The organism is Haliea sp. (assembly GCF_040222615.1).
GTDB lineage: Bacteria > Pseudomonadota > Gammaproteobacteria > Pseudomonadales > Halieaceae > Haliea.
Genome location: NZ_JAVKCQ010000200.1, coordinates 1 through 22,466 on the forward strand (window position 1 = coordinate 1; position 22,466 = coordinate 22,466).

Sequence of the window (22,466 nt, forward strand, 5' to 3'; positions counted from 1 at the left end):
CCTGGTCGCGACTCAAGTCGGGGGTCAGGCAATTGGCGCCAAAACCGCCTTTGGCCCCCTCCGGCACGATGACCGCATTTTTCTCTTGCTGTGCCTTCACCAGGCCCAGCACCTCAGTGCGGAAGTCCTCGAGCCGGTCGGACCAGCGCAGGCCGCCGCGGGCCACCTTGCCGCCGCGCAGGTGCACGCCCTCCACTCGCGGCGAATAGACGAATATTTCGTACAGCGGGACGGGCTTGGGTACATCGGGAATATCCCGCGGGCTGAGCTTGAAAGAGAAGTAGGGCTTGAGCAAACCGCCCTCGCCCTCCTGGAAAAAGTTGGTCCGCAGGGTCGCCTTGATGACCAGGATGAACTGGCGGATGATCCGGTCCTGGCCCAGGTTCTGTACCTGTTCCAGCGCCGCCAGGATGCGCTGCTGCACCGCTTCTTCCCGCTGCCCACGCCAGTCCTCGTCGCCGTCAAAAACCGGGGAAAAGCGGGTCAGGAACAGCTCGACGATACCGGCGGTGATATGCAGGTGGTCGGCCATGGTCTCGGCGATGTACTCGACGCTGTAGGGAAAGCGGATCTGGCGCAAATAGCGGGCGTAGGCGCGCAGCAGGGCGATCTCCCGCCAGCTCAGGCGGGTGCCGAGCAGCAGGCGGTTGAAGGAGTCGTTCTCGGCCTCGCCAAACCAGATGCGGGCGAAGGCGTCCTCGAACTCGTCGCGGACCTGTTCCAGATCGATATCGTCCGAGAGCGAGTAGCTGAGGCTGAACTCCTGTATCCAGTAGCGGTTGCCATCGCCACCGCGAACCCCGTAGGGACGCTCTGACATCACCCGCAGGCCCAGGTTTTCCAGAATGGGCAGCACATCCGACAGGGGCAGTGACTCGCCGCAGTGGAACAGGCGCAGGCGCAGGCGGTCGGAATCTTCCTCCAGCATGCGATACAGCATCATGCCCAGGGATTTGCCCGCGCGCAGCTCAAGCAGATGTTTGACGTCCAGCACCGCTACCCGGGGGTCGAAATCATCGCGATACCCGGGCGGGAAGCCGTTGCCGATGTCGCGGGCGTGCTGCTCTCCTATTTCCTCGCCGAACTCCTCGATCAGGCGCAGCCGCAGCCGGTCTTCCCATGCCAGTGTCGCCTGCACGATCTGCTCCTCGATTTCATTGACGTCGTAGGCCTGTTCCACCGCCGGGTCCACCCGCAGGACAAAATGGCAGCGCACCAGAACCGACTCGGAGAAATAGGTGGTGAACTCGGATTCCTCGGCGCCCAGGGCACGGCAGAGGATGTCCTGCATGAGACAGCGCTGCTCGGTGTTGTAGCGATCCCGCGGCATGTACACCAGGCAACTGAAAAACTTGCCGTGGGCATCCCGCCGCACGAACAGTCGGGTCTGGCGCCGCTCCTGGATGCGATTGACGGCGAGCACGGTAGCGCCCAGCTCACGAATGCTGGACTGGAACAGCTCGTCGCGAGGAAACAGTTCCAGTACCCGCGCGAGCTCACGACCGTCGTGTTCGCGCGGGTCCAGCCCGGACTGCTGGATCACCTCCTGCACTTTGCGCCGCAGGATGGGAATCAGCATCGGGTTGGTGGTGTATACGGACGAGGTATACAGGCCGAAGAACCGGTGCTGGCCAACGACATCCCCCGCCGCGTTGAACACCTTGACCTCAACATAGTCCGGATAGGCCTGCCGGTGGACGCGGGAGCGGGTACCGGATTTGGCGAAACTCAGCTGGCGTCGCTGCTGTTCCTCCGGCGGCATACTGTGCAGATCCGCCTGCAGGTCCCCGGCACCGCGGGTGGAGCGCAGGCGCAGCATGCCCAGGCTGCGGGCCTGGTCCGCCGCGACCTCAATCACCGCGCCGCTGCGCCGGACCTCGAGGTACTCGTAGCCGAGGAATGTCATGCGATCGAACTCGAGCCACTTGAGGAACTCGATCGCCTCGTCGCGATTGTCCGGATCGACACAGGCGCTGGCTGCCACCGCTTCCACGGCTTCCTGCAGGCGCGCGCGCATGGGAGCAAAATCGTCCACCACCAGCGCGACCTGCTGCAGAATGTCACGCAGGCAATCGCGCAGCTCCCCGAGCTGGTCCGGCCGCGAGTGACGACCGATCTCGAAATACAGGAGGCTCTCATGCGAGCTGTCGGGATAGGTATCCTGCCCCATCTCCAGGACTTCATCGAGCTCACCACCCGCCTGGCGCCGGGCTTCGAGATTGCAACTGGCGAGGGTGTGAATACGGATATTGCGCTGGTTGAGTTCGCCGCGAATGGAGGCGGTGCAGAATGGCAGATCCCGGCACAGGATCACGATGACGGTGTATTTGCTCTCCCAGCCGTGCCCCTGGATGTCGGGATTGAAGATTCGCACCTTGGGCTCGGGCGCCCGCCACTCCTGCATGAAGTGCAGGAGCCCGTACAGGCAACCATAGAGGTTCTCCACCGAGCGCTGGCGCAGGTCCTCCGCCGGAAAGCGGCTGAAAAATGAGTCCGCCAGCTGCAACAACGACGCCCGGTCACCGGCATCGCTGCGCCGTTCAATCAGGGCAGTGAGCTCCTCCAGCAGTCTGTCCTTGTAAGCGTCCCAGGCCATGATTTGCGCGCGCACCTCCGGCCACTGCAGGGCCGAACTCTGATCGTTATCGTTGCAGCGTAGTCTACCGTAAAGCAAAGCCGAGTGCGGGAAGGGTAAACAGGAACTTTTACACAGTCAGCCGGTCCGAATGGCTGCCCGGGCCATCAGGCGTGAACTGTGCCAGAGGTTTGGCTACAATGCGCGACTCGCCATCTGGCGCGGGAGCCTCTCGCGGCCGCGGCACTCAAACGGCAAGCAAGGAGACTGCGTGGCTAGTGCAGACATACGTACCCTGGAAACCTGGCTCAGCGGCCAGATCATCGGCCAGGCTCATCTGGTCGAGCGCCTGCTGATAGCCCTGCTGGCGGACGGCCACCTGCTGGTCGAAGGCGCACCGGGGCTGGCCAAGACGCGAGCCATCAAGGCCCTCGCGGATGGTATCGAAGGCAGCTTTCACCGCATCCAGTTTACCCCCGACCTGCTGCCCGGCGACGTCACCGGCACTGAAATCTACCGCCCCCAGGAAGGCAGCTTCCATTTCCAGCGCGGCCCCATCTTCCACAATCTGGTACTTGCGGACGAGGTCAACCGGGCGCCCGCCAAGGTCCAGTCCGCCCTGCTCGAGGCCATGGCGGAACGCCAGGTGAGCGTCGGCGGCGATACCTGGCCACTGCCGAACCTGTTCCTGGTGATGGCGACCCAGAACCCGATCGAGCAGGAGGGTACCTATCCCCTGCCCGAAGCCCAGCTGGACCGGTTCCTCATGCATGTCCAGGTGGGTTACCCCGACGCCGCGGCGGAAACCGCGATCCTGCGTCTGACCAGGGCCGAGGCCAGCAGCGGCAGCGCCAGCGCCCCGCCCCCCCTGCGCCAGGACACGGTGTTCGAGGCCCGGCGCGAGGTGCTTGCGCTGCACATGGCGGAAACTGTCGAGCAGTATATTGTGCAACTGGTGATCGCCACCCGGGAGCCGGAGCTGTACGCCGAGCAGCTCGGCGGCTGGATCGAATACGGTGCCAGTCCCCGGGCCACAATCGCGCTGGACCGCTGCGCGCGTGCCCACGCCTGGCTGCGGGGCCAGGACTTCGTCAGCCCGGACGATGTCCAGGCTGTGGCCGGCGACGTGCTGCGTCACCGGCTGATCCTGAGTTTCGAAGCCGAGGCCAACGGTGTCACCCCGGACCAGGTCATCAACGAGTTGCTGACTCTGGTCCCGGCCGCCTAGGGGCCCGGCATGCGCCTGGCTGAAGTCAGTGATCCCGCGACCGGTGCCTACGTGGCGCTGGAGACCCTGATCGGACTCCGCTTTCCCGCCACCCAGCTGCAGTTGACCCGGCGCAACCGTGCCCTGAGCGCGCTGGCCGGGCCGAACAAGGCCAATTTTCGCGGCCGCGGGATTGATTTCGAAGAGGTGCGCAGCTACCAGCCGGGTGATGATATCCGCACCATCGACTGGCGCGTCACCGCGCGCACCGGCAGCGCCCACACCAAGGTATTCCGCGAGGAGCGCGAACGCCCGGTACTGGTCGTGGTCGACCAGCGCGGCAGCCAGTTCTTCGGTTCGCAATACTGCTTCAAGTCAGTGCTGGCAGCACATCTGGCCGGTCTGCTGGCCTGGAGTGCGCTGGGCAACGGCGACCGGGTTGGCGGACTGGTGTTCAACGACAGCCGCCACCGCGAGGTGCGCCCGCGCCGCAGCCGCAAGACCGTACTGACCATCCTGTCACAGATCGAGGCCTTCAACCGCCGCTTGCCCATCACCGGCGGCGATGCCAGCAGCCTCGCCGGCATGCTGGACACCCTGCGCCGCATTGCGCGGCCGGGCACCAGCATTTACCTGGTGAGCGACTTCTATGGCGCTGAGGACCCCGCTGTGCGCGAGCATCTGTTTCGGCTCGCGCAGCACTCCGAGATCACCGCGCTCGCCTGCAGCGACCCGCTGGAAACCGCCCTCCCGCCTCCGGGGCGCTATGCGATTACCGACGGCAGGCAACGCAGTGAGCTGCTGACCAGCGACCGTCGCCTGCGCCAGCAGTACCGTGAGGAACAGGAGACACGGATGTCGGCATTGGGCACCGACCTGCAGCGCCTCGGCATCCCCCTGCTTCGCGCCTCCACCGCCGAATCCCCCTTCCTCCTCTTGCAGCGCTACTTCGGGGAGCAGCGCCGATGAATCCGCAGGATCCCCTGGCCGCGCTGCAGCCGCTGCGGCCACCGGAGCCCCTGCCTTGGTGGCCGCCGGCCCCCGGCTGGTGGCTCATTGCCGGCCTGCTGCTGGTCGCCCTGGCCTGGGCCGCGTGGCGCGGCTGGCGCAGCTACCGCCGCAATGAATACCGGCGCACAGCGCGCCGCACCCTGCAGGCAATCCTTGCCCGGCACGCTGAGCACGGGGATCCGGCACGCACCCTGGGCGAGCTCAACATGCTGTTGAAAGCCGTTGCCCTGCACGCCTTCCCACGCGCCGAGGTAGCGTCCCTGAGCGGAGAGCGCTGGCGCAGCTTCCTCAACGACAGCCTGGCGCAGGTACGTACGCCGCTGCGGTTTCCGGAAGTCATTGCCCGTGCCCATGCCCCGACCCCGGGACCGGTGGACACCATTGCGCTGCAGCGCTGCGCTAATACCTGGCTGCGCCGGCACCGGGGGACACAATGATTACCTGGCTGTGGCCCTGGCTGGCGCTGCTGCTGCCACTGCCGCTGCTGGTGCACCGGTTCTGGCCGCCGGCGCACAGCGAAGAACCAGCGCTGCGAGTACCTTTCTTCCAGCGCTGGCAGTTGCTGGGGCAGCGCCAGGCCCGGCGAGCTGGCAGCGGCAACCGCGCGACGCTGCTCCTGCTGTGGCTGTTGTGGATCTGCCTGCTGCTGGCCGCGGCCAGGCCGATCTGGATTGGCGAGCCGGTCGAGCTGCCCAAGAGTGGCCGCGACCTGATGTTGGCCGTGGATCTCTCCGGCAGCATGCGGGTGGAAGACATGCAGGTTGGCAACAATCTGGTCCGGCGGGTCGATGCGGTCAAAGCAGTCGGCGCGGATTTTATCGGCCGCCGTCAGGGAGACCGGGTAGGACTGATCCTGTTCGGCAGCAATGCCTACGTGCAGTCACCGCTGACCTTCGACGTGGCGACGGTGCAGCAGTTCCTGCTGGATGCCCAGATTGGTTTCGCGGGCCAGGAAACAGCCATCGGCGACGCCATCGGCCTCGCGGTCAAACGCCTGCGGGAGCGCCCCGCGGACAGCCGGGTGCTGGTGCTGCTGACCGATGGCCAGGATACCGCGAGCACCATTGGTACCATGGACGCGGCCCGACTCGCTCAGGGACTCGGCATCCGTGTCTATACCATCGGCATCGGCGCCGACCAGCTGGCCTTGCCCGGGCTCTTCGGTTCCAGTTTCGGCAGCCGCCGGATCAACCCGTCCAGCGACATGGACGAGGCCGCTTTGCAGGAGATCGCCGGCATGACCGGCGGGCGCTATTTTCGCGCCCGGGACCCCCAGGAACTGGCCGGCATCTACCAGCTGCTGGACGAACTGGAACCGATCGAACAGGAGGCCGCCACCTACCGGCCCCGCCAGGCCCTCGGTCACTGGCCGCTGTTGCTGGCGCTGCTGCTGAGCTTTGCCCTCACCTGGCAACACCTGGGACCCCGGCCTGCTGTCCCCGCTACTCGCCGGGAGGTATCGCGCGGCAATGCCTGAGACGCTGTTCGGACTCCACCTGATGCGGCCGCTGTGGCTGCTGTGCGCCCTGCCGGCGCTGCTCTTCTCCGCCCTCCTGTGGCAGCAGCGCGACCGCGCCGGCGGCTGGAGCCAGGTGATTGCCCCCGAACTCCTGCGCCACCTGGTCCCCGAACAGCAGCAGCGCCGGCGCAGCAATCTCCTGCTCCTGGTGTGTGTGGGCTGGCTGCTGGCAAGCATCGCCGCCGCAGGGCCCAGCTGGAAAAAAATTCCGCAACCGGTAGAACAGGTGGAGGACGCCCTGGTACTGGTGCTGGACTTGAGCTACTCCATGAAAGCCACCGACCAGCCGCCCTCGCGCCTGGACCGGGCCAGGCAAAAACTGCTGGACCTGCTGGGAACCCGGCGCGAAGGCCAGACCGGTCTCGTGGCCTACGCGGGAGACGCCCACGTGGTCACTCCGCTCACCGACGATACAGCGACCATCGCCAACCTGTTGCCGGCCCTGAATCCCGACATGATGCCCCTCCCCGGCAGCGACACCGCCGGCGCGTTGCGCCTGGCACTCGAATTGCTGGCGTCCGCGGGCGTCGGCGGCGGTCGTATTCTGTTACTGACCGATGGCGTCGATGAGGACGAGGTATCGCGGATGGGACGGCAGTTGCGCAGTGCCGGAGTCACCCTGTCGGTACTGGGACTGGGTACCGCCGGTGGCGCCCCCATGCCGCTGCCCCGCGGTGGTTTTCGGCGCGATGACTCCGGGGCCATCGTCATTCCCCGACTTGAAGAAGGGCCTCTGCAGGCACTGGCGCAAGCGGCTGGCGGGCGCTATCAGCGCCTGCGGGTCGATAACAGCGATCTCGAGACCCTGCTGTCGCAGGCCGCTACCGCTACCGAGACCAGCCTTGCGGAGGGCTTGGCGGCGGATGCCTGGGAGGACCAGGGCTACTGGCTGATCGTTCTCCTGCTGCCGCTGGCACTGGCCCTCTTTAGGCGCGGCTGGCTGCTGGGATTGCTGCCCCTGCTGTTGCTGCTGGAGCCGGGAACTGCTCGGGCCCAGGCCTGGCAGGATCTATGGCTCACCCCCGACCAGCAGGCGCGACGGGCCCTTGAGGCCGGCGATGCGGAGCGCGCCGCAACGCTGTTTCGGGACCCGGCCTGGGGCGGAGCCGCCGCCTACGAAAGCGGTGACTATGCCACCGCTGCCGAACGATTCCAGGCCACCGACAGCGCCGACGGCTGGTACAACCGGGGTAACGCTCTCGCTCGCGAAGGAGACCTCGATGGTGCGATCGATGCCTACCAACGCTCGCTGGAACTGGCACCGGGGCAAGAGGATGCCGCCGCCAACCTGGCGCTGGTGGAAGACCTGAAACAGCAGCAGGAGCAACAGGAGCAGCAGGCAGGCGAGGACAGCGAGCAAAACGAACAACAGGACGAGGGCGAGGGCGACCAGGGCGAGCAGCAGGGACAGCCCCGGGAGGACGAACAGCAAGACCAGCAACAACCGGACCAACGCGACCAGAACCAGGGTTCTTCCAGTGACTCTTCCCCGGAGGCGCAGGAAGCGGCGGCTGCGGAGGAGGATGCAGACCCCGGCGAACCGGAACCTGCACCGGAACCGGCGGTGGACGCGGAGCCGCTGACCAATGTCGAGGTGCCGGAACTGTCTCTGGAAGAGGCCGAGCGCAACCAGGCCATGGAGCAGTGGCTGCGCCGGGTACCGGACGACCCCTCCGGCCTGCTGCGAGAGAAATTTCGCTACGAGAGCCGCAAGCGGCAACAACAACCCGGGAGTGGAAATGAGCGTGACTGGTAACCGGACATGGCTGGGACTGGGGCTGCTGCTCTGGCTGTGGTGCGCCGCAGCGCAGGCGGCGCTGGAAGTCGCCGTGGATCGCCAGCAAATAGCCCTGGGAGACAGTCTGCGCCTGGTGATTGCCGCCACCGGCGATGAGGACCTGGACGGCCTGGAGCTGCGCAAGCTGCTGGCGGACTTCGAGATTCTACAACGCAGCACGAGCAGCAGCACCAGCATCATCAACGGCCAGACCACGCGCACCCGCCAGCTGTTGCTGGACCTCACCCCGCGACGGGAAGGCACCCTGGAAATCCCGGCGTTTCGCGCCGGTGCGGAGACGACGCGGCCGCTGGTCATCGAGGTAGGCCCTCCGCCCACCCTGGCCGATGCCGACCAGGAAGTGCTGTTCGAAGCCGAGGTCGATCGGCAGGAGGTTTATGTGCAGGGCCAGGTCCTGTTGACGCTGCGTATACAACAGGCGATCAACCTTGACTCCCGCAGCGTGAGCGAGCTTGACCTCGACCAGGCCTTCGTCAAACCGCTGGAGCAAAACTCCTTTCAACGCACCATCAACGGACGGCCGTGGCTGGTACATGAAGTACGCTACGCGATCTTCCCGGAGCAGAGCGGCACACTGGAAATCCCCGCCCAGCTGTTCACCGCCCGCGAAAGCAGCGGTCGGCGCAGTGTCTTCGACCTGGGTGGCGGTGGCCGCCAGCTGCAGCGGCGCACAGAGCCGCTGACGATCACGGTGAAACCGCGTCCGGACGCGTTCCCCGCCGGGAGCACCTGGTTGCCGGCACGCAATCTCACGCTGGAGGAGGACTGGTCCACGCCTCCGGACCAGCTGCAGGCGGGGGAGTCCGCTACCCGGACGGTTCGCCTCCGCGGCGAGGGCGTGCAGGGTGCGCAATTGCCGCCGGTGGAGTTTGCAGCGCCGGACGCCCTGCGCTACTACCCCGACCAGCCGCTGGTGGACGACCGCGAGGACGGCAATGGCGTGGTTGGCCTGCGGCGGGACAGCGCGGCCCTGGTCGCCAGCAGGGCGGGCAGCTGGACGCTGCCGGAGGTGCGCATACCCTGGTGGGACACGGAGAGCGACAGCCTGCGCTACGCGGTTTTGCCGGCCAGGCAGATCGCTATCGCCGCGGCGCCGGGCGCGGCGGCCGATGCCGGCGAGGTAACCGTGCCCGGAAGCACTCTCGCGCCCCGTGGCAGCCCTGCCCTGGCCGGCGTTGAACGCGCACCGCAGAGGCTGTGGCAGCTGCTGGCGGGGGTCTTTGCCCTGGGCTGGCTCGCCACCCTGGCCTGGCACTGGCGCCACCCCCGGCGCAGCGTGGAATCACCGCTGGCGCAAGACACGGGAAGCAGCACCGCACCCGGGGAAGCCCGCGCGTTCAAGCAGTTACAGGCGGCCTGCACCAGCAACAGCGCGCCCCAGGCGCGTCGCGCCTTGCTGGCCTGGGGCCGGGCCCGCCTGCCCGGCAGGGCGGGGATAAACGCGGCGGCATTGGCCGCAAGCCTGAATGACCCCGCCCTGCAGGATGCGGTCGCGGGACTCGACCGGGCACTGTACCGGGACGGCGGCGGCTGGGATGGAGCCGCCCTCCTCGACGCCGCAGCGCACCTGCGCAGCGGTGCTCCGGGCCGCGGTGGTGACCAGCACAGCGACACCCTGGCCCTCTATCCCCGCAGCACTTGAGGCCGGCGGACCGGCGCGATCAGTCCGCCAGAGCCTTGTCGAGGACCTCGTACACGTCCCGCGACACGGCGGGCAGCGCAGCAAGACGCTGCAGCTGCGCGCGCATGAGTTGCTCCCGCCCGCGATAGTTGCGCCACTTGGTCAGCGGCGTCAGCAGGCGAGCGGCTATCTGCGGATTCCGGGCATCGATTTCTTCAATCCTGTCTGCCAGAAAGTGGTAGCCGGCGCCGTCGGCGCGGTGGAAATTCACCGGGTTGGCGCTGCAAAAGGCGCCAATCAGGGCCCGCAGCTTGTTCGGGTTGCGACTGTCGAAAGCCGGGTGCTGCAGCAGCCGCTGTACCCGTTCAAGGGTATCCACCGCGGGCAGCATCGCCTGCACCTGCAGCCACTGGTTCATCACCAGGGTGTCGTGCTGCCAGTCCTGGTAGAACCACTCCAGGGTAGCATCGCGCTGGGCCGGACTACCGTGATGGGCCAGTACCTGCAACGCGGCGAGGCGATCGGACATGTTGCTGGCATCGGCAAACTGGCCCGCAGCCAGGGCCACGCCCTCCTCTCCCGCCAGCGCCAGGTAATCCAGGCTGGTGTTGCGCAGGCTCCTGGCGCCGATCTGGCCAGACTCCGGGGCGTAGGGCTCATTGCTGGCGAGCCGCTGGTAGCAATCCCTGAAGGCGCTGGCGTGGTTCCGGGCGAGTGCCGCACGCACGGCATTGCGCGCCGCGTGAATGGCATCGACATCGGCGCCGCCGCGGCTGGCAGCCAGCTCCGCGAGATAACTCTCGCCCGGCAGGCGCAGCATTTCCGCGACCATGGCCGGGTCCAGGGCGGTGTTCGCCAGCAGCTCACCGCAGGCTTGCAGGTACAGCGGCTCTACCACCACCGCCTCCCCCGCTGCCAGCTGCTCCCGAGCCGAGTCCAGCACCCGCAGGGCCAGTTGCTGGGCGGCATCCCAGCGCACGAACCCATCTTCCTCCCGGCTCATCAGGGCGCAGAGATCCGCGCTGCTGTAGGCGTAGTCCAGGCGCACCGGCGCCGAAAAGCCGCGCAGCAGCGCCGGTACCGGCGGTTCCATCACTCGCTCGAAACAGAAACTCTGTTCCTCGGCGGTCAGCACCAGCACCCGGTGGGTGTTGTCGGCGGTTTCCGGATCGGCCTCACTCCCAGCCAGCTGCAGGGGCAGGTTGCCCGCACTGCCCAGCAACCCCAGGGCGACTGGAATCAGCAACGGCGCCTTGTCCGGCTGCCCCGGCGTGGGGGGTGTGCTCTGGCTCAGGGTCAGGGTATAGCGCCGGGTCTCGGGGTCGTACTCCCCGCGGGCGCCAAGCGTGGGCGTCCCGGCCTGCGAGTACCAGTGCCGGAACTGGGTCAGGTCCACCCCCGAGGCATCCTCCATTGCCCGCACAAAGTCCTCGCAGGTGACCGCCTGGCCATCGTGGCGGGCAAAGTACAGGTCCGAGCCCTGGCGGAAGCGCTCTGGCCCCAGCAGGGTGTGGATCATCCTCACCACCTCCGCGCCTTTCTCGTAGATGGTCACCGTATAAAAGTTGGATATCTCGATAAAGGAGTCGGGCCGCACCGGGTGGGCCATGGGACCGGCATCCTCGGCGAACTGGGCGCTGCGCAGCAGGTTCACATCCTCCACCCGCTTGACCGTTCGCGAGCCCATATCGGCGGAGAACTCCGCGTCCCGGAACACGGTAAAGCCCTCTTTCAGGCTGAGCTGGAACCAGTCCCTGCAGGTAACCCGGTTGCCGGACCAGTTGTGGAAGTATTCGTGGGCGACAATGGCCTGTACTTTCTGGAACCCGGCATCGGTGGTGGTGTCGGGACTGCACAGTACGCAGGAGCTGTTGAAGATGTTCAGCCCCTTGTTTTCCATGGCCCCCATGTTGAAATCGTCGACGGCGACAATATTGAACACGTCGAGGTCGTATTCGCGGCCGTACACCTCCTCGTCCCAACGCATGGACTGCTGCAGCGAAAGCATCGCGTGGTCGCACTTGTCCAGATCCTTTTCCTCCACGTAGATACGCAGGGCGACTTCGCGGCCGCTGGCGGTGCGGAAACGCTCCTCGATATAGCGCAGATCCCCCGCCACCAGGGCGAACAGGTAGGCCGGCTTGGGGAATGGGTCATGCCAGCTCACGCGGTGGCGGCCATTGCCCAGTGACTGGCCGCCCATGGGATTGCCGTTGCTCAGCAACACCGGATAACGGGATTCATCCGCTTCAATGGTGACGTGGAACTCCGCCATCACATCGGGGCGATCCAGATACCAGGTGATCTTGCGAAAGCCCTCCGCCTCGCACTGGGTGCAGAACATGGCGCGGGACTTGTACAGGCCTTCCAGGGACGTGTTGTCCTGGGGCTGGATGCGAACTTCGCTGCGCAGCTGGAAGCGCTCGGGCACGTTGGCGAGCACCAGGCGCTCGGCACTGAGCTGGTACTCAGCGGGCGCCAGCTCGCGCCCGTCCAGCGCCAGTGACAACAGTTCCAGTTCCTGCCCGTGCAATTCCAGCGCCGCCCCGGGTTCGACCTCGGGGTTGCGACGGAGGTGGAGACAGGCACTGACCAGGGCGTGGTCCTCGTGCAGGTCGAACGCCAGCTCGGTGCGTTCGATCAGGAACGCGGGTGGCTGATAGTCATTTCGATGAATGACTTGCGGCTGTGCATCGCGCATGACTTACCTCAGTGTTGTGACAGGGCGACCTGGTAGCCGCCGAACTTGCGAAGATTGATAACCCCCGTATCCAGAATCAGGTACTGACCCTTGATCCCCAGCAGGGTTCCAGCCACCAGCGGGTTCTTGTCCAGGTTGAAGGAGGTAACTTTGAGCGGGTACTCCAGCACCGGATAGTCAATCTCGACCACCGCCTGCTGTTCCAGTACCGCCAGGGCCTGCAGGCCATGCTCCTGTTGCAGCGCGGCGATCTCGTCCGCGCAGACGGCCATCAGGCGCTGCCGCTCGGACTCGAGGTCGGCCGGCGCGGAAGGCCCCTTGAGCATCGCCTGCCAGTTGGTCTTGTCGGCAATATGTGACTTGAACACAGTCTCCACCAGCCCCGACTGGAGTCGGCTGCCGACCCGGAAGATGGGCAGCGCCTGGGTCGCACCCTGGTCCATCCAGCGGGTGGGAACCTGGCTGTGACGGGTTATACCGACCTTGAGTCCGGAAGTGTTGGCCAGATACACGAAGTGGTCGATCATGCAGTTGGCTTCACCCCACTCCGGCTCCCGGCAGGTACCGAGGTGGTAGTGACACTTTTCCGGGCTCATTATGCAGCTGTCGCACTGGGCGAGCCGGCGAAAGCAGGGATAGCAATAACCCTGGTTGAAACTCTTGCTGGTGGCGCGGTCGCAGTGAATGCAGTTGATCGCACCGAGAAATTCCAGCTGCAGGGACTGCCCCAGCAACGCGTTGAGCGGCACCCGGGCCTCGCCCAGTACCATCTCGTAGCTGACAGGACTCTGCAGCCGGGTTTTCATTTTGCGCAGGGCCCCTCGGGCCAGTTCCACAGCCACGGTTACTGGCCCTCCGATCCGTCGCGCCAGCGCAGCGGCTCTGGCTGGGGCTCGTCGCACTCGCTTCCGGCCTTGCTGCCTTTGTCGATAAAACCAACACGCTGCTCCGGGGGCAAGTGACGCTCGCCCCAGGCAATCAGCGCCTGCAGGGCGTTGGCTCGCTGTTCGGGTGTTACCGGGCGTCCGTCGGGCCAACGGCCCAGTTCTACCGAGCGTTTCATGCTCCGGTAAATTTCCGGGGTGAGCTGATTGATGACATCCTCGTAATCCATGGCGGCTCCGGCACACAAAAACCGCGCATTATAACTGTCTGCGCCAGCCCCTGTCCCGCCTGCAGGGGCTCAGCTGCCCGGGGGCCGGGCCCGCGACAGCAGGGCCATACCGGCGCCGAGCGCCGCGCCGGCCAGCAGACCGCCAAGGTGCGCCGCGTTGGCAATGGCACCAAAGCCCAACACCTCGACCAGGCCCACCATGCAGAGAACCAGCCACCCCACCATCAGCAACATGATGGGCCGGCTGGGTTCAAAGCCCCAGCGGGGCTGCAGGCGGGCCCCGGCAAAGCTGAAACCCAACAGGCCGTAGACCACCCCGGACATGCCGCCAAAAATGGAAGGCCCGCCGAACAGGTACTGGCAGGCGTTGGATACCAGGGCAATAGTGAAGAACAGGCCCGCCATGTGCACCGAGCCGAGAGTACGTTCCACTTTACTGCCGAGCTCCCACAGCCACAGGCTGTTGAAGACGATGTGCAGCCAGCCGAAATGCAGGAAGGCGGGGGTGATGAGACGCCAGTATTCCGCTCCCATCCGACCAAACCCGATGCTTTCCCCCTGCAGGGTAAACGGCGCGAAGGTGAACAGGGACAGCCAGGACATCGGCGCCCGCAGATACACCAGCAAAAAGCCCGCCACACTGAGCGCCATCAGAACCACGGTGACCGGCGCGGAGAGTCGCGACCGCGGACTGTCGTTTGGCGCCAGTGCGGACGCCTGCTCTCTCGGGGCAATCTCGATCCGCAGCTCCCCCGCGCGCCAGGCGCGGTACAGGGCCATGACCCGGTCCGCCTGGGCCGCTTCTGCCACTTCCAGCACCTGCTCGCCACCGGATTCGTACACCCGGTGCGGAACCCGCCGGTGCTGGAGCAGGACGAGGAACGGCAGCAGATCGTCGCCCGCCGGCACCCGCAGAACTACATGTCCACGAGCCATTAATTCACCAGCGCGGTGTTCCAGCGCAGTTTATCCCTGCAGCTGGCGTAAAAACTGTGCCCGAGCGGGTGCAGCAAGGTCAGGCGGTGTGGCTTCTTGGTAATGAACACCGAGTCGCCCGGGCGCGCAGTCATGTTGACCTGGCCATCGCAGGTAACCGGCGGGTGGATGCGATTGCGCTCCAGGATATCCAGCCGGATCTCGCTGTTGCCGTCCACCACAATGGGCCGGCTGCTGAGGGCGTGGGGGAACATGGGCACCAGTACCACCGCGTCGAGTGTCGGGTGCATGATCGGGCCGCCGCCGGACAGGGAATAGGCGGTGGAGCCGGTGGGGGTGGAGATAATCAGCCCGTCGGCGCGCTGACGATAGACGAAAACGCCGTTGATATAGAGCTCGAACTCGATCATCTGGGCGGAGGTGCCGGAGTTGACGACGACATCGTTGAGGGCATCGGCGCGGCCGACAGTCTTGCCGCCGCGCAGCACGCGCGCGTCCAGCAGGAAACGGCTCTCCCGGGTGTACTCGCCGGCGAGTACCGCCGGCACCTGGGTGGCGATGTCATCCGGCGTAATATCGGTCAGGAAGCCGAGCCTGCCACGATTCACTCCCAGTACCGGCGTCTCATATTTGGCCAGGGTGCGGGCAGCGCTCAGCAGGCTGCCGTCACCGCCGACAACGACCACCAGGTCGCTGTCTTCGCCAATCTCATCCAGGCTGGCTCGGGGAATGCCGGTGTCGGCTACCAGCTCACCGAGCCGGGCCTCCAGCACCAGCTCCTTGCCCTGCGCCTGCAACAGGCCGATCAGCTGCTCCAGCACCTCCGCCAGACCCTCCTGCTGGCTGCGTCCCACCAGGCCGATTCTGTCAAAGTTTGTCTGCATAACCGCACTGCCCTGTCCGCAAGCAAGCGCCATTATAAACACACAGTGCCTGGCGGGCATACGCGGGGCGCGGCCCTCAGTCCAGCCAGGGGTAGCCGCGACGCCCCTGCAGGCCGCCCGTATGCACCAGCACCACCGGGTCGCGCGCCGACCAGGCGCCGGAAGCCAGCATACTGTGCAGGGCCAAAAGAACCTTGCCTGTATACACCGGCTCCAGCGGCAGGCCCAGTTCCCGTTCACTGCCCAGCATCAGGGTCTGCAGGCGGGCGTTGGAACGCGCGAAACCCCCGCAGTGAAAATTGTCGTGGAGACGCCAGCGAGCGGAGCCACCTGTCCCCGCCGCCTCGACCCAGGCAGCGATCGAGTCCGCCAGGGCGCCGGCACCACGCAGGGCGAGAACACCGTCAACGCAAAACGACGCCGGCAGCGCCGCCGCCAGGCCGGCGAGCGTGGTTCCGGTGCCGACCCCGACCACGATCCGCGCACCGGCGGGAAAGCGGGCAGCAATCATCTCCGCCAGCGGGCGGCACCCCGCCACGGCCAGCGGCCCGGCACCCCCTTCCGGTATGACATAGTCAATCTCCAGCTGGCCGGCCAGGCTCGCGATGAAGCCGGGCTCGTGGCGTCGCCGATAGTCGCTGCGACTGACAAAGTGCAGCTGCATACCCCAGGCCGAGGCCTCGGCCAGGGTGGGGGACAGCGCCGCTGGCCGCTCCCCGCGAATCACCCCCACGGTCCGCAGCCCTGCGGGCTGCCCGGCGGCGGCCAGCGCATGCAAGTGATTGGACCAGGCACCGCCGAAAGACAGCACCCGACGGTGTCCCGCCGCTGCGATCGCAGCCAGGTGCGGTGCCAGCTTGAACTGCTTGTTGCCGGGGGCCAGGCCGCCGCTGCGGTCCAGCCGCAGCACGGTCACATTGTCGAGGGCAACCCCGTCGAGAACCTCGCCAGCAAGCGACTGCCAGAGGTTGGAGCGAACATCGGGGCTTATGTCAGCCCCACATTGTTTTTCTCCAGCACCTGCTCGGCGCGGTAACTCGAACGCACGAACACGCCGGAAACCACCTCGAGGAAACCGCGCTCAAGGCCCCAGTCCCGATACTGCTCGAATTCCTGCGGCGAGACGTAGCGATCGATCGGGTAGTGGTTGACGGTGGGCTGCAGGTACTGGCCCAGAGTGAGGATATCGACGCCGGCGGCACGGAGATCGTCCATCGCCTGCTGGATTTCGCCATCGGTTTCCCCCAGGCCCAGCATCAGGCTGGTCTTGGTCAGCACGTCGGGGCGATAGTGTTTGGCGTGGGCCAGCACCGCCAGAGTCTGCTCGTAGCTGGCGCGAATGTCGCGCACGGGGTGGGTCAGGCGCCGCACGGTCTCCACATTCTGGGCAAACACCGCGATACCCGAGTCCAGCACTGTCTCCACATCAGCCAGCACACCGAGAAAATCCGGGGTCAGTGCCTCCACCGCGGTTTCCGGGTTTTCCGCTTTGACCTGCCGCACGCAGGCCGCGTAGTGCCCGGCCCCGCCATCGGGCAGATCATCGCGGTTGACGGAGGTCAGGACCACGTACTTAAGGCCCATAAGCCGCACCGACCTCGCGGTGTTGGCGGGCTCTTCCGGATCCAGCCAGCCCCTGGGATTGCCGGTATTGACCGCACAGAAGCGGCAGGCCCGGGTGCAGACGTCACCCATCAGCATGATGGTCGCAGTTCCAGCGCTCCAGCACTCGCTCATATTCGGGCACTTGGCTTCCTCACAGACTGTCGCCAGGCGGTGGGAGTGGACTATGCCCTTCACTTTCTCGTAGCTGGCACCACCCCGGACCCGGATGCGCAACCAGTCAGGCTTCGCCAGGCGCTCGCCGGCAGCGGCGGACGCCTTGATCCCGTCCTTGATCGCGGAGATGCCTCGCTCGTTGACGAACTTGTTGCCGCTGGCCACCTGCACGGTGGGAATCAGTTTGTTATCTGGCATTGCACGGTCCTTTCACGACGGCGTCACCCGGCTGTGGCCCGCCTTCCCAAGGGGCGACATTATAGCCAATCCCCGCTGACAAAGCAGCGCATCCGGCCTGCCCTTCCCATTCCGGCCGCCGCGATACTGCGCGGGGCACGACAACCGGGTTATAGTGACAGCTGACTATTGGAATCAGGAGTATTCATGGCAACGATCACCTTTTACGGAGCGGCCCAGGAAGTTACCGGGTCCTGTCACCTGCTTGAGTCTCCCGCCTGCGGCCGGGTATTGCTCGATTGCGGCCTGCGCCAGGGCGGCGATGCGGTGGAGCGGATCCACAACGAGCGCTTCAGCTTCGATCCCTCCAGTATCGACGCTGTCATCCTGTCCCACGCCCACCTCGACCACTGCGGCATGCTGCCGCTGCTGGTACACCAGGGGTTTCGCGGCCACATCCACTGCACCCGCGCCACCGCGGACCTGCTGCCGATCATGCTCAAGGATGCGGTCGGACTGTACCTGCGCGACCTGGAGCGTGAGAACCGTCGCGCCGAGCGCCGCGGGCGCAAGACCAGGGAGCCGGTCTACGATGAAGCCGACGTCGAGAAAGTGCTGCGCCAGCTCAAGCCCAGCCGCTATGGCAAAACCTTCAAGATAGGACACCACTGTGAGGTCTGCCTGCATGACGCGGGTCATATCCTTGGCTCGGCCATCGTCGAAGTCTCACTGCAGGAAAGTCGCGGCGCCAAAACCCTGGTGTTCTCGGGCGACCTGGGGCGCAGCGGCTCGGTGTTGATGAATGATCCACAGACGCTGGAGAAGGCCGATCTGCTATTGCTGGAAAGCACCTACGGCGACCGCAATCATCGCTGTGAAGACGAGTCCATGGAACAACTGGAAACCATACTGCACGAGACCTGGGCGCAGGGCGGCAACGTCATGATTCCCGCGTTCGCAGTGGGGCGCACCCAGGAGATCCTGTTTCATCTCGGGCGCCTGCATCACTCGGGCAAGCTGGACGCATGGCAGGTATTCCTGGATAGCCCGATGGCAATTGAGGTGACCAGGACGTACGACCGCTGGCTGGAACTGATGGATGGGGATGACATGCGCGAGCTGTCCGACGTCCACCGCGACTCCCTGGCGGAATTTCTACCGCGCCTGCAGCTCACGGCAGACACGGAGCAATCCATGGCCATCAACCGCATCAAGAGCGGGGCCATCATTATCGCCGGCAGTGGCATGTGCACCGGCGGCCGCATCCGCCACCATTTCAAACAGCGCATCTGGGATTCCCGCAACACAGTTATCTTCGTCGGCTTTCAGGCCCGGGGCACCCTCGGCCGCCTGCTGGTGGACGGGATGAAAAACGTAAAACTGTTCGGCGAGGAGTACGCGGTGAAGGCACGCATGGAAACCCTGGGCTGCTTCTCGGCCCACGCGGGCCAGACGGAGCTGCTGGCCTGGGCTGCCAACTTCCAGCCGGCACCGCGGATAGCTTTGGTGCATGGGGAGCCCAAAGCGCAGGACGTTCTCGCTGACAAGCTGTGGGATGAACTGCAGGTGCGCGCCGCTATTCCAGCGACTGGAGAATCCATCGCGTTCTGACCGTATAGCGGGACGGCCACGCACGGGCCGCCCCGCCCGCTCCCGGGGCAAAAACCCGGGGCAGGTTGCCGAGCCTCAGCTGGCCGCCAGGGGCTCGGTGTAAAACTGGCTGTACCACTTCCGGAAGCGGGCAATGGGGCCGTCGCCGTCGCACAGCGCCGGCTGCGGCCGGAACATCTTGTGCTCCCAGATCGGTTTGTCCTCATCCAGCTGCTTGCAGATGTCGCGAATGATGGCGGCGTTGACCCCGCCCTCTTTCACCTGGCCATTGACCTTGGGCTGGGTAAAGGCGAAGCGCACATGCACTGTCTCGTCGTCTATCGGCGTGACATTGCCCATCAGGAAAGTGCTGGCGATACCCTCGAAGCGGGTGAAGCCCTGGCCGGGACCAATGCCCCTGGAGGTAATACTGCCCTTGACCATACCCTTTGGCGTTTGCATGTCGGCACGCTGGACGCCCAGAGAGTAGTGTTGATCGTAGGTAAGCTCGGTCTCGGGGAAGGTCGCAGTCTGGTGCACATAGCGGAAGTGCGCGGAGTCGGCACCGTTTTCGGCCATTTCCTGGCAGGCGGTTTTGATCACCCACTCAAAGCGTTGCAGCGGAGCCCAGTCATCGCTGTTGGCCTCGGGGAAAGACTCGACCTCCCACAGCGGCGCAGCAGCGTCAGGATGGTACCAGGCATAGATTACCTGGTTGTCCTCCACCACCGGGTAGGTCTGCAGGCACTGCTTGCCCTGGACCTTTGGCGGCATATTCTTGGCGTAGGGCACTTCCGTGCAGTAACCCTCGGCATTGAACTTCCAGGCATGGAAGGGGCAGACGATCGTCTCCCCCTCAATGCGACCGCCCTGGCCACTGCTCTCGTTGATGCCGTAGCCGAGATGCGCGCCCAGGTGTGGGCAGTAGGCATCGAGCAGTACCGGCTTGCCCGACTCGGTCCGGAACAGCACCAGCTCCTTGCCAAAATACTCGACTGCACGGGACTCGCCGACGGCAAGCTCGTCGCTGTAGGAAATCACGAACCAGCCAAACGGTATCGGCATGGGGGGACGGGGTTTGGGCATCAGAGGACTCCTCACAGGTTGAACAGGGCCACACCGACAGCGCGACTGCGCATGGCTCAGGAGAGGCATCATAGACGCTTTTTGGCCGGGTCTTAAGCGTCGCGGTACAAGCACTTGGACCGATCGCCTGCAGCAGCCGCGGGAGATTGATCCCGGTAAAGGACAAGCCAGTGGAAATCTGGCAATGTCTGGCCAAGCCGGACAGGGAACCACTGCCTGCGCCGGCGCCGCAAGCAACAGCTCAACTGGAGTACAGAGCATGGCCGCAATAAAAACGGTTCCCGACAGTCACAAGGGGATTCTGGAAACCGGTATCTTCGCCTTTGTCAGTACCCTGCGGTCAACCGACCAGCTGATCTCCACCAACCCGGTCAGTTTCGACTGGGACGGCGAAACCCTTCGCTTCAGCACGCTCAAGAGCCGGGTCAAATACCGCAACCTGCAGGCCGACCCCCGGATCACGGTCTGTGTCCTGGACCCGGTGAACCCGACCCGCTACGTCGAGATGAGGGGCCACGCGGAGCTGACGGACGACCCGGGGGGCAGCCTGAACCAGAAAATCTACCGCAGGACCATGGGCCGGGATTTCGACCTGGACGAGCCGGACGCAGAACGGGTGATCGTGACCGTGATCGCCGAACAGGTCTCCACGCCCCGCCTCTACGGCGGCCGTCTGGACCATATTGGCAGCCAGTAGCCGGGCCACGTCGATGGCAACCCAATCCCTGCGCGCGTTGGCGCGGCGCGCCCGGGTTCCGGACTGGGGCGAGTCGCTGGTGCTGGAAGATGTGCGCGGCGAGGTGGCGATTACCGGCATCGGCGAAACCCCGGTCAGCGGCCCCTCCGGCCGCGACCCCAGAACGATGGCACTGGAAGCGGTGGCGGCCGCAATTGCCGATGCCGGCCTGCGGCCGGAGGACATCGGCGGCCTGATGGTCTCCGCCGGCATCCGGGACCAGCTGCGGCCGGAGGATTTCCACGCTCACTTCAACACCTCCCAGCCCCTGTGGTTTTCCACCGCTGGAGGCGCCATGATCTGGGCCGCCACCTGCGCCCACAGCGCCGCTCTGGCAATGCGCGCCGGGAATGCCAGACACATCGTCAATGTGTTTGCCGTGGACTGGGCCAGCCGCCGCGCCGCCGGGAGCGGCACCCCCGGTGACTGGCACGCCAGTGAGGACATGAAGGCGCGCTTCGAATTGCCCTTCGGCTGGTATCCACAGCCAGTCTACTTCGCCACTTTTGCCCGCCGCTACATGCACGAATACGGCCTCGACAGCGCGCAGCTGGCCGCCCTGCCCCTGACCTTCCGCCGTCACGCCAACCGCCACCCGAACGCAGTGATGCGTGACCGCGAGCTTTCCCTTGCAAGCTACCTGGCACGGCGCCCGTTGGCAGACCCCCTGCGGGTCGAGGATTGCTGCCTGATTTCCGACGGCGCCGCGGCCTGGGTCATGAGTCCGGCGGAACAGGCGGTGGACATGCCCCATCCAGCGGTGCTGGTGGAGGGCGTTGGTCACGGCCGCGTTCAGGGCGCGCCCTATATCAGCCAGCAGCCCGTGATCACCGCGACCCCGCAGACCTTCGCCGCGCCCTGGGCCTTCGCCATGGCCGACACCGAGGTCACGGAAATCGATGTCATCGCGGTCTACGACTGTTTTTCCAGCACCGCCCTGATGCAGATCGAGGACATGGGTTTCTGCCGCAAGGGCGAAGGTGGCGATTTTATCCAGAATGATCGACTGTTTTACCAGCGGCCGAGGCGGCTGGGCGGCATCCCCTGCAATACCCATGGCGGCCTGCTCTCCCACAGTTATCTGCTGGGCATCTCCCATGTGGTAGAGCTGGTGAAGCAGCTGCGCGGCACCGCCGTCAACCAGGTGGAATCCGCACGCATCGCAGCCTACGCCGGGTTTACCGCCGACGAAGGCTCGACCCTGGTTCTCAGGCGGGGTGAACGGTGACCCCGCCGGATCTGTCGGACCCGCTGACCGGGCCCTTCTGGCAGGGCGCCCGCGCGGGAGAGTTGCGAGTGAGCTGGTGTGCTGCCTGTGATCGCGCGGTGTGGTATCCGCGGGCGCACTGCGAGATCTGCGATGGCGCACTGCACTGGCGAACCCTGTCCGGCGAGGCAAGCCTGATCGCCTGGAGCGAGGTGAGCGCTGCGCTCAATCCGGATTTCGACACTCCCTACCTGACCGGCCTGGTGAGTCCGAGGGAAGCACCCTACATCCGCCTGGTCACCCGGCTGGTCGATTGCTGCGCAGCGGATTTGCGCTGCGACATGGCCGTCACCGTACGCTTCCGTGAGCTGCAGCCGCGCGATGGTGCAGCCTTCATTGCACCGGTGTTCGCCCCAGCCTGACGGACCGTCCCCGGCAAATACGATTACTCATTCTGCGTCCACCGCAGTATCATCGGGGGGTGCGGGAAAGCGCACCCGGTTGGAAGCAGGGCCGGCACAATAT

Annotated in this window: 19 protein-coding genes; 10 read left to right on the forward strand and 9 right to left on the reverse strand. The window is 65.6% G+C overall.

The window, feature by feature from the left end; all coding sequences use genetic code 11:
- Nucleotides 1-2,596: NAD-glutamate dehydrogenase domain-containing protein (locus RJQ10_RS15750; protein WP_350148300.1), on the reverse strand; the 2,596-nt coding region annotated here is incomplete at its 3' end.
- 250 nt (nt 2,597-2,846) lie between these two features.
- Between RJQ10_RS15750 and RJQ10_RS15755 the strand changes: the two genes are divergently transcribed.
- The 6 genes from RJQ10_RS15755 to RJQ10_RS15780 are packed head-to-tail and all read left to right on the forward strand — an operon-like array spanning nt 2,847 to nt 9,752.
- Entirely contained in the window at nt 2,847-3,803 is a 957-nt protein-coding gene (locus tag RJQ10_RS15755) for an AAA family ATPase (RefSeq protein WP_350148302.1), read from the forward strand.
- Between the two features lie 9 nt (nt 3,804-3,812).
- Nucleotides 3,813-4,751 (forward strand): DUF58 domain-containing protein, encoded by a 939-nt coding sequence (locus RJQ10_RS15760; protein ID WP_350148304.1) that lies wholly within the window; start codon nt 3,813-3,815, stop codon nt 4,749-4,751.
- Nucleotides 4,748-5,230 (forward strand): DUF4381 domain-containing protein, encoded by a 483-nt coding sequence (locus tag RJQ10_RS15765; RefSeq protein ID WP_350148306.1) that lies wholly within the window; start codon nt 4,748-4,750, stop codon nt 5,228-5,230. Before RJQ10_RS15760 ends, RJQ10_RS15765 begins: the two co-directional genes overlap by 4 nt.
- On the forward strand, nt 5,227-6,270 hold the full coding sequence (locus tag RJQ10_RS15770; RefSeq protein WP_350148309.1) for a vWA domain-containing protein: 1,044 nt from the start codon (nt 5,227-5,229) through the stop codon (nt 6,268-6,270). The genes RJQ10_RS15765 and RJQ10_RS15770 overlap by 4 nt, the downstream gene beginning before the upstream one ends.
- Complete coding sequence (locus RJQ10_RS15775; protein ID WP_350148311.1) at nt 6,263-8,068, forward strand: VWA domain-containing protein; 1,806 nt, start codon at nt 6,263-6,265, stop codon at nt 8,066-8,068. Before RJQ10_RS15770 ends, RJQ10_RS15775 begins: the two co-directional genes overlap by 8 nt.
- Complete coding sequence (locus tag RJQ10_RS15780; protein ID WP_350148312.1) at nt 8,052-9,752, forward strand: BatD family protein; 1,701 nt, start codon at nt 8,052-8,054, stop codon at nt 9,750-9,752. Before RJQ10_RS15775 ends, RJQ10_RS15780 begins: the two co-directional genes overlap by 17 nt.
- Nucleotides 9,753-9,771: 19 nt before the next feature.
- Here the strand turns inward: RJQ10_RS15780 and pepN are convergent, their stop codons facing one another.
- From pepN to lipA, 7 genes are all read right to left on the reverse strand, one after another.
- Nucleotides 9,772-12,432, reverse strand: coding sequence for an aminopeptidase N (pepN, locus tag RJQ10_RS15785; protein ID WP_350148314.1), 2,661 nt, complete (start codon nt 12,430-12,432; stop codon nt 9,772-9,774).
- An 8-nt stretch (nt 12,433-12,440) separates the two neighbouring features.
- Nucleotides 12,441-13,238: a DUF2797 domain-containing protein gene (locus RJQ10_RS15790; RefSeq protein WP_502880249.1), complete on the reverse strand. Its 798-nt coding sequence runs from the start codon at nt 13,236-13,238 to the stop codon at nt 12,441-12,443.
- Nucleotides 13,239-13,276: 38 nt separating this feature from the next.
- On the reverse strand, nt 13,277-13,546 hold the full coding sequence (locus tag RJQ10_RS15795; protein ID WP_350148318.1) for a YeaC family protein: 270 nt from the start codon (nt 13,544-13,546) through the stop codon (nt 13,277-13,279).
- Nucleotides 13,547-13,615: 69 nt separating this feature from the next.
- A complete protein-coding gene (locus tag RJQ10_RS15800) occupies nt 13,616-14,482 on the reverse strand; it encodes a rhomboid family intramembrane serine protease (protein ID WP_350148320.1) in 867 nt (288 codons plus the stop codon).
- Nucleotides 14,482-15,366, reverse strand: a complete 885-nt coding sequence (locus RJQ10_RS15805) for an NAD(+) kinase (RefSeq protein ID WP_350148321.1) — start codon at nt 15,364-15,366, stop codon at nt 14,482-14,484. Before RJQ10_RS15805 ends, RJQ10_RS15800 begins: the two co-directional genes overlap by 1 nt.
- Nucleotides 15,367-15,442: 76 nt before the next feature.
- Nucleotides 15,443-16,282 carry a 1-aminocyclopropane-1-carboxylate deaminase/D-cysteine desulfhydrase gene (locus tag RJQ10_RS15810; RefSeq protein WP_350148323.1) on the reverse strand — a complete coding sequence of 280 codons (840 nt, stop codon included), beginning with the start codon at nt 16,280-16,282 and terminating at the stop codon, nt 15,443-15,445.
- Nucleotides 16,283-16,353: 71 nt separating this feature from the next.
- A complete protein-coding gene (gene lipA, locus RJQ10_RS15815; RefSeq protein WP_350148325.1) occupies nt 16,354-17,343 on the reverse strand; it encodes a lipoyl synthase in 990 nt (329 codons plus the stop codon).
- 186 nt (nt 17,344-17,529) lie between these two features.
- Here lipA and RJQ10_RS15820 point away from each other — a divergent pair, with 186 nt between their 5' ends.
- Entirely contained in the window at nt 17,530-18,933 is a 1,404-nt protein-coding gene (locus tag RJQ10_RS15820; RefSeq protein ID WP_350148327.1) for an MBL fold metallo-hydrolase RNA specificity domain-containing protein, read from the forward strand.
- Between the two features lie 75 nt (nt 18,934-19,008).
- Here RJQ10_RS15820 and RJQ10_RS15825 read toward each other — a convergent pair whose 3' ends face one another.
- Nucleotides 19,009-19,998 carry an aromatic ring-hydroxylating oxygenase subunit alpha gene (locus tag RJQ10_RS15825; protein WP_350148329.1) on the reverse strand — a complete coding sequence of 330 codons (990 nt, stop codon included), beginning with the start codon at nt 19,996-19,998 and terminating at the stop codon, nt 19,009-19,011.
- Between the two features lie 259 nt (nt 19,999-20,257).
- On the opposite strand from RJQ10_RS15825, the gene RJQ10_RS15830 reads away from it, so the two are divergent.
- From RJQ10_RS15830 to RJQ10_RS15840, 3 genes are read left to right on the forward strand one after another with little or no spacing between them, the layout of a single operon-like run.
- On the forward strand, nt 20,258-20,695 hold the full coding sequence (locus RJQ10_RS15830) for a PPOX class F420-dependent oxidoreductase (RefSeq protein ID WP_350148331.1): 438 nt from the start codon (nt 20,258-20,260) through the stop codon (nt 20,693-20,695).
- 13 nt (nt 20,696-20,708) lie between these two features.
- Complete coding sequence (locus RJQ10_RS15835) at nt 20,709-21,962, forward strand: thiolase family protein (RefSeq protein WP_350148333.1); 1,254 nt, start codon at nt 20,709-20,711, stop codon at nt 21,960-21,962.
- Complete coding sequence (locus RJQ10_RS15840; RefSeq protein WP_350148335.1) at nt 21,959-22,363, forward strand: Zn-ribbon domain-containing OB-fold protein; 405 nt, start codon at nt 21,959-21,961, stop codon at nt 22,361-22,363. The genes RJQ10_RS15835 and RJQ10_RS15840 overlap by 4 nt, the downstream gene beginning before the upstream one ends.
- Nucleotides 22,364-22,466 lie beyond the last annotated feature (103 nt).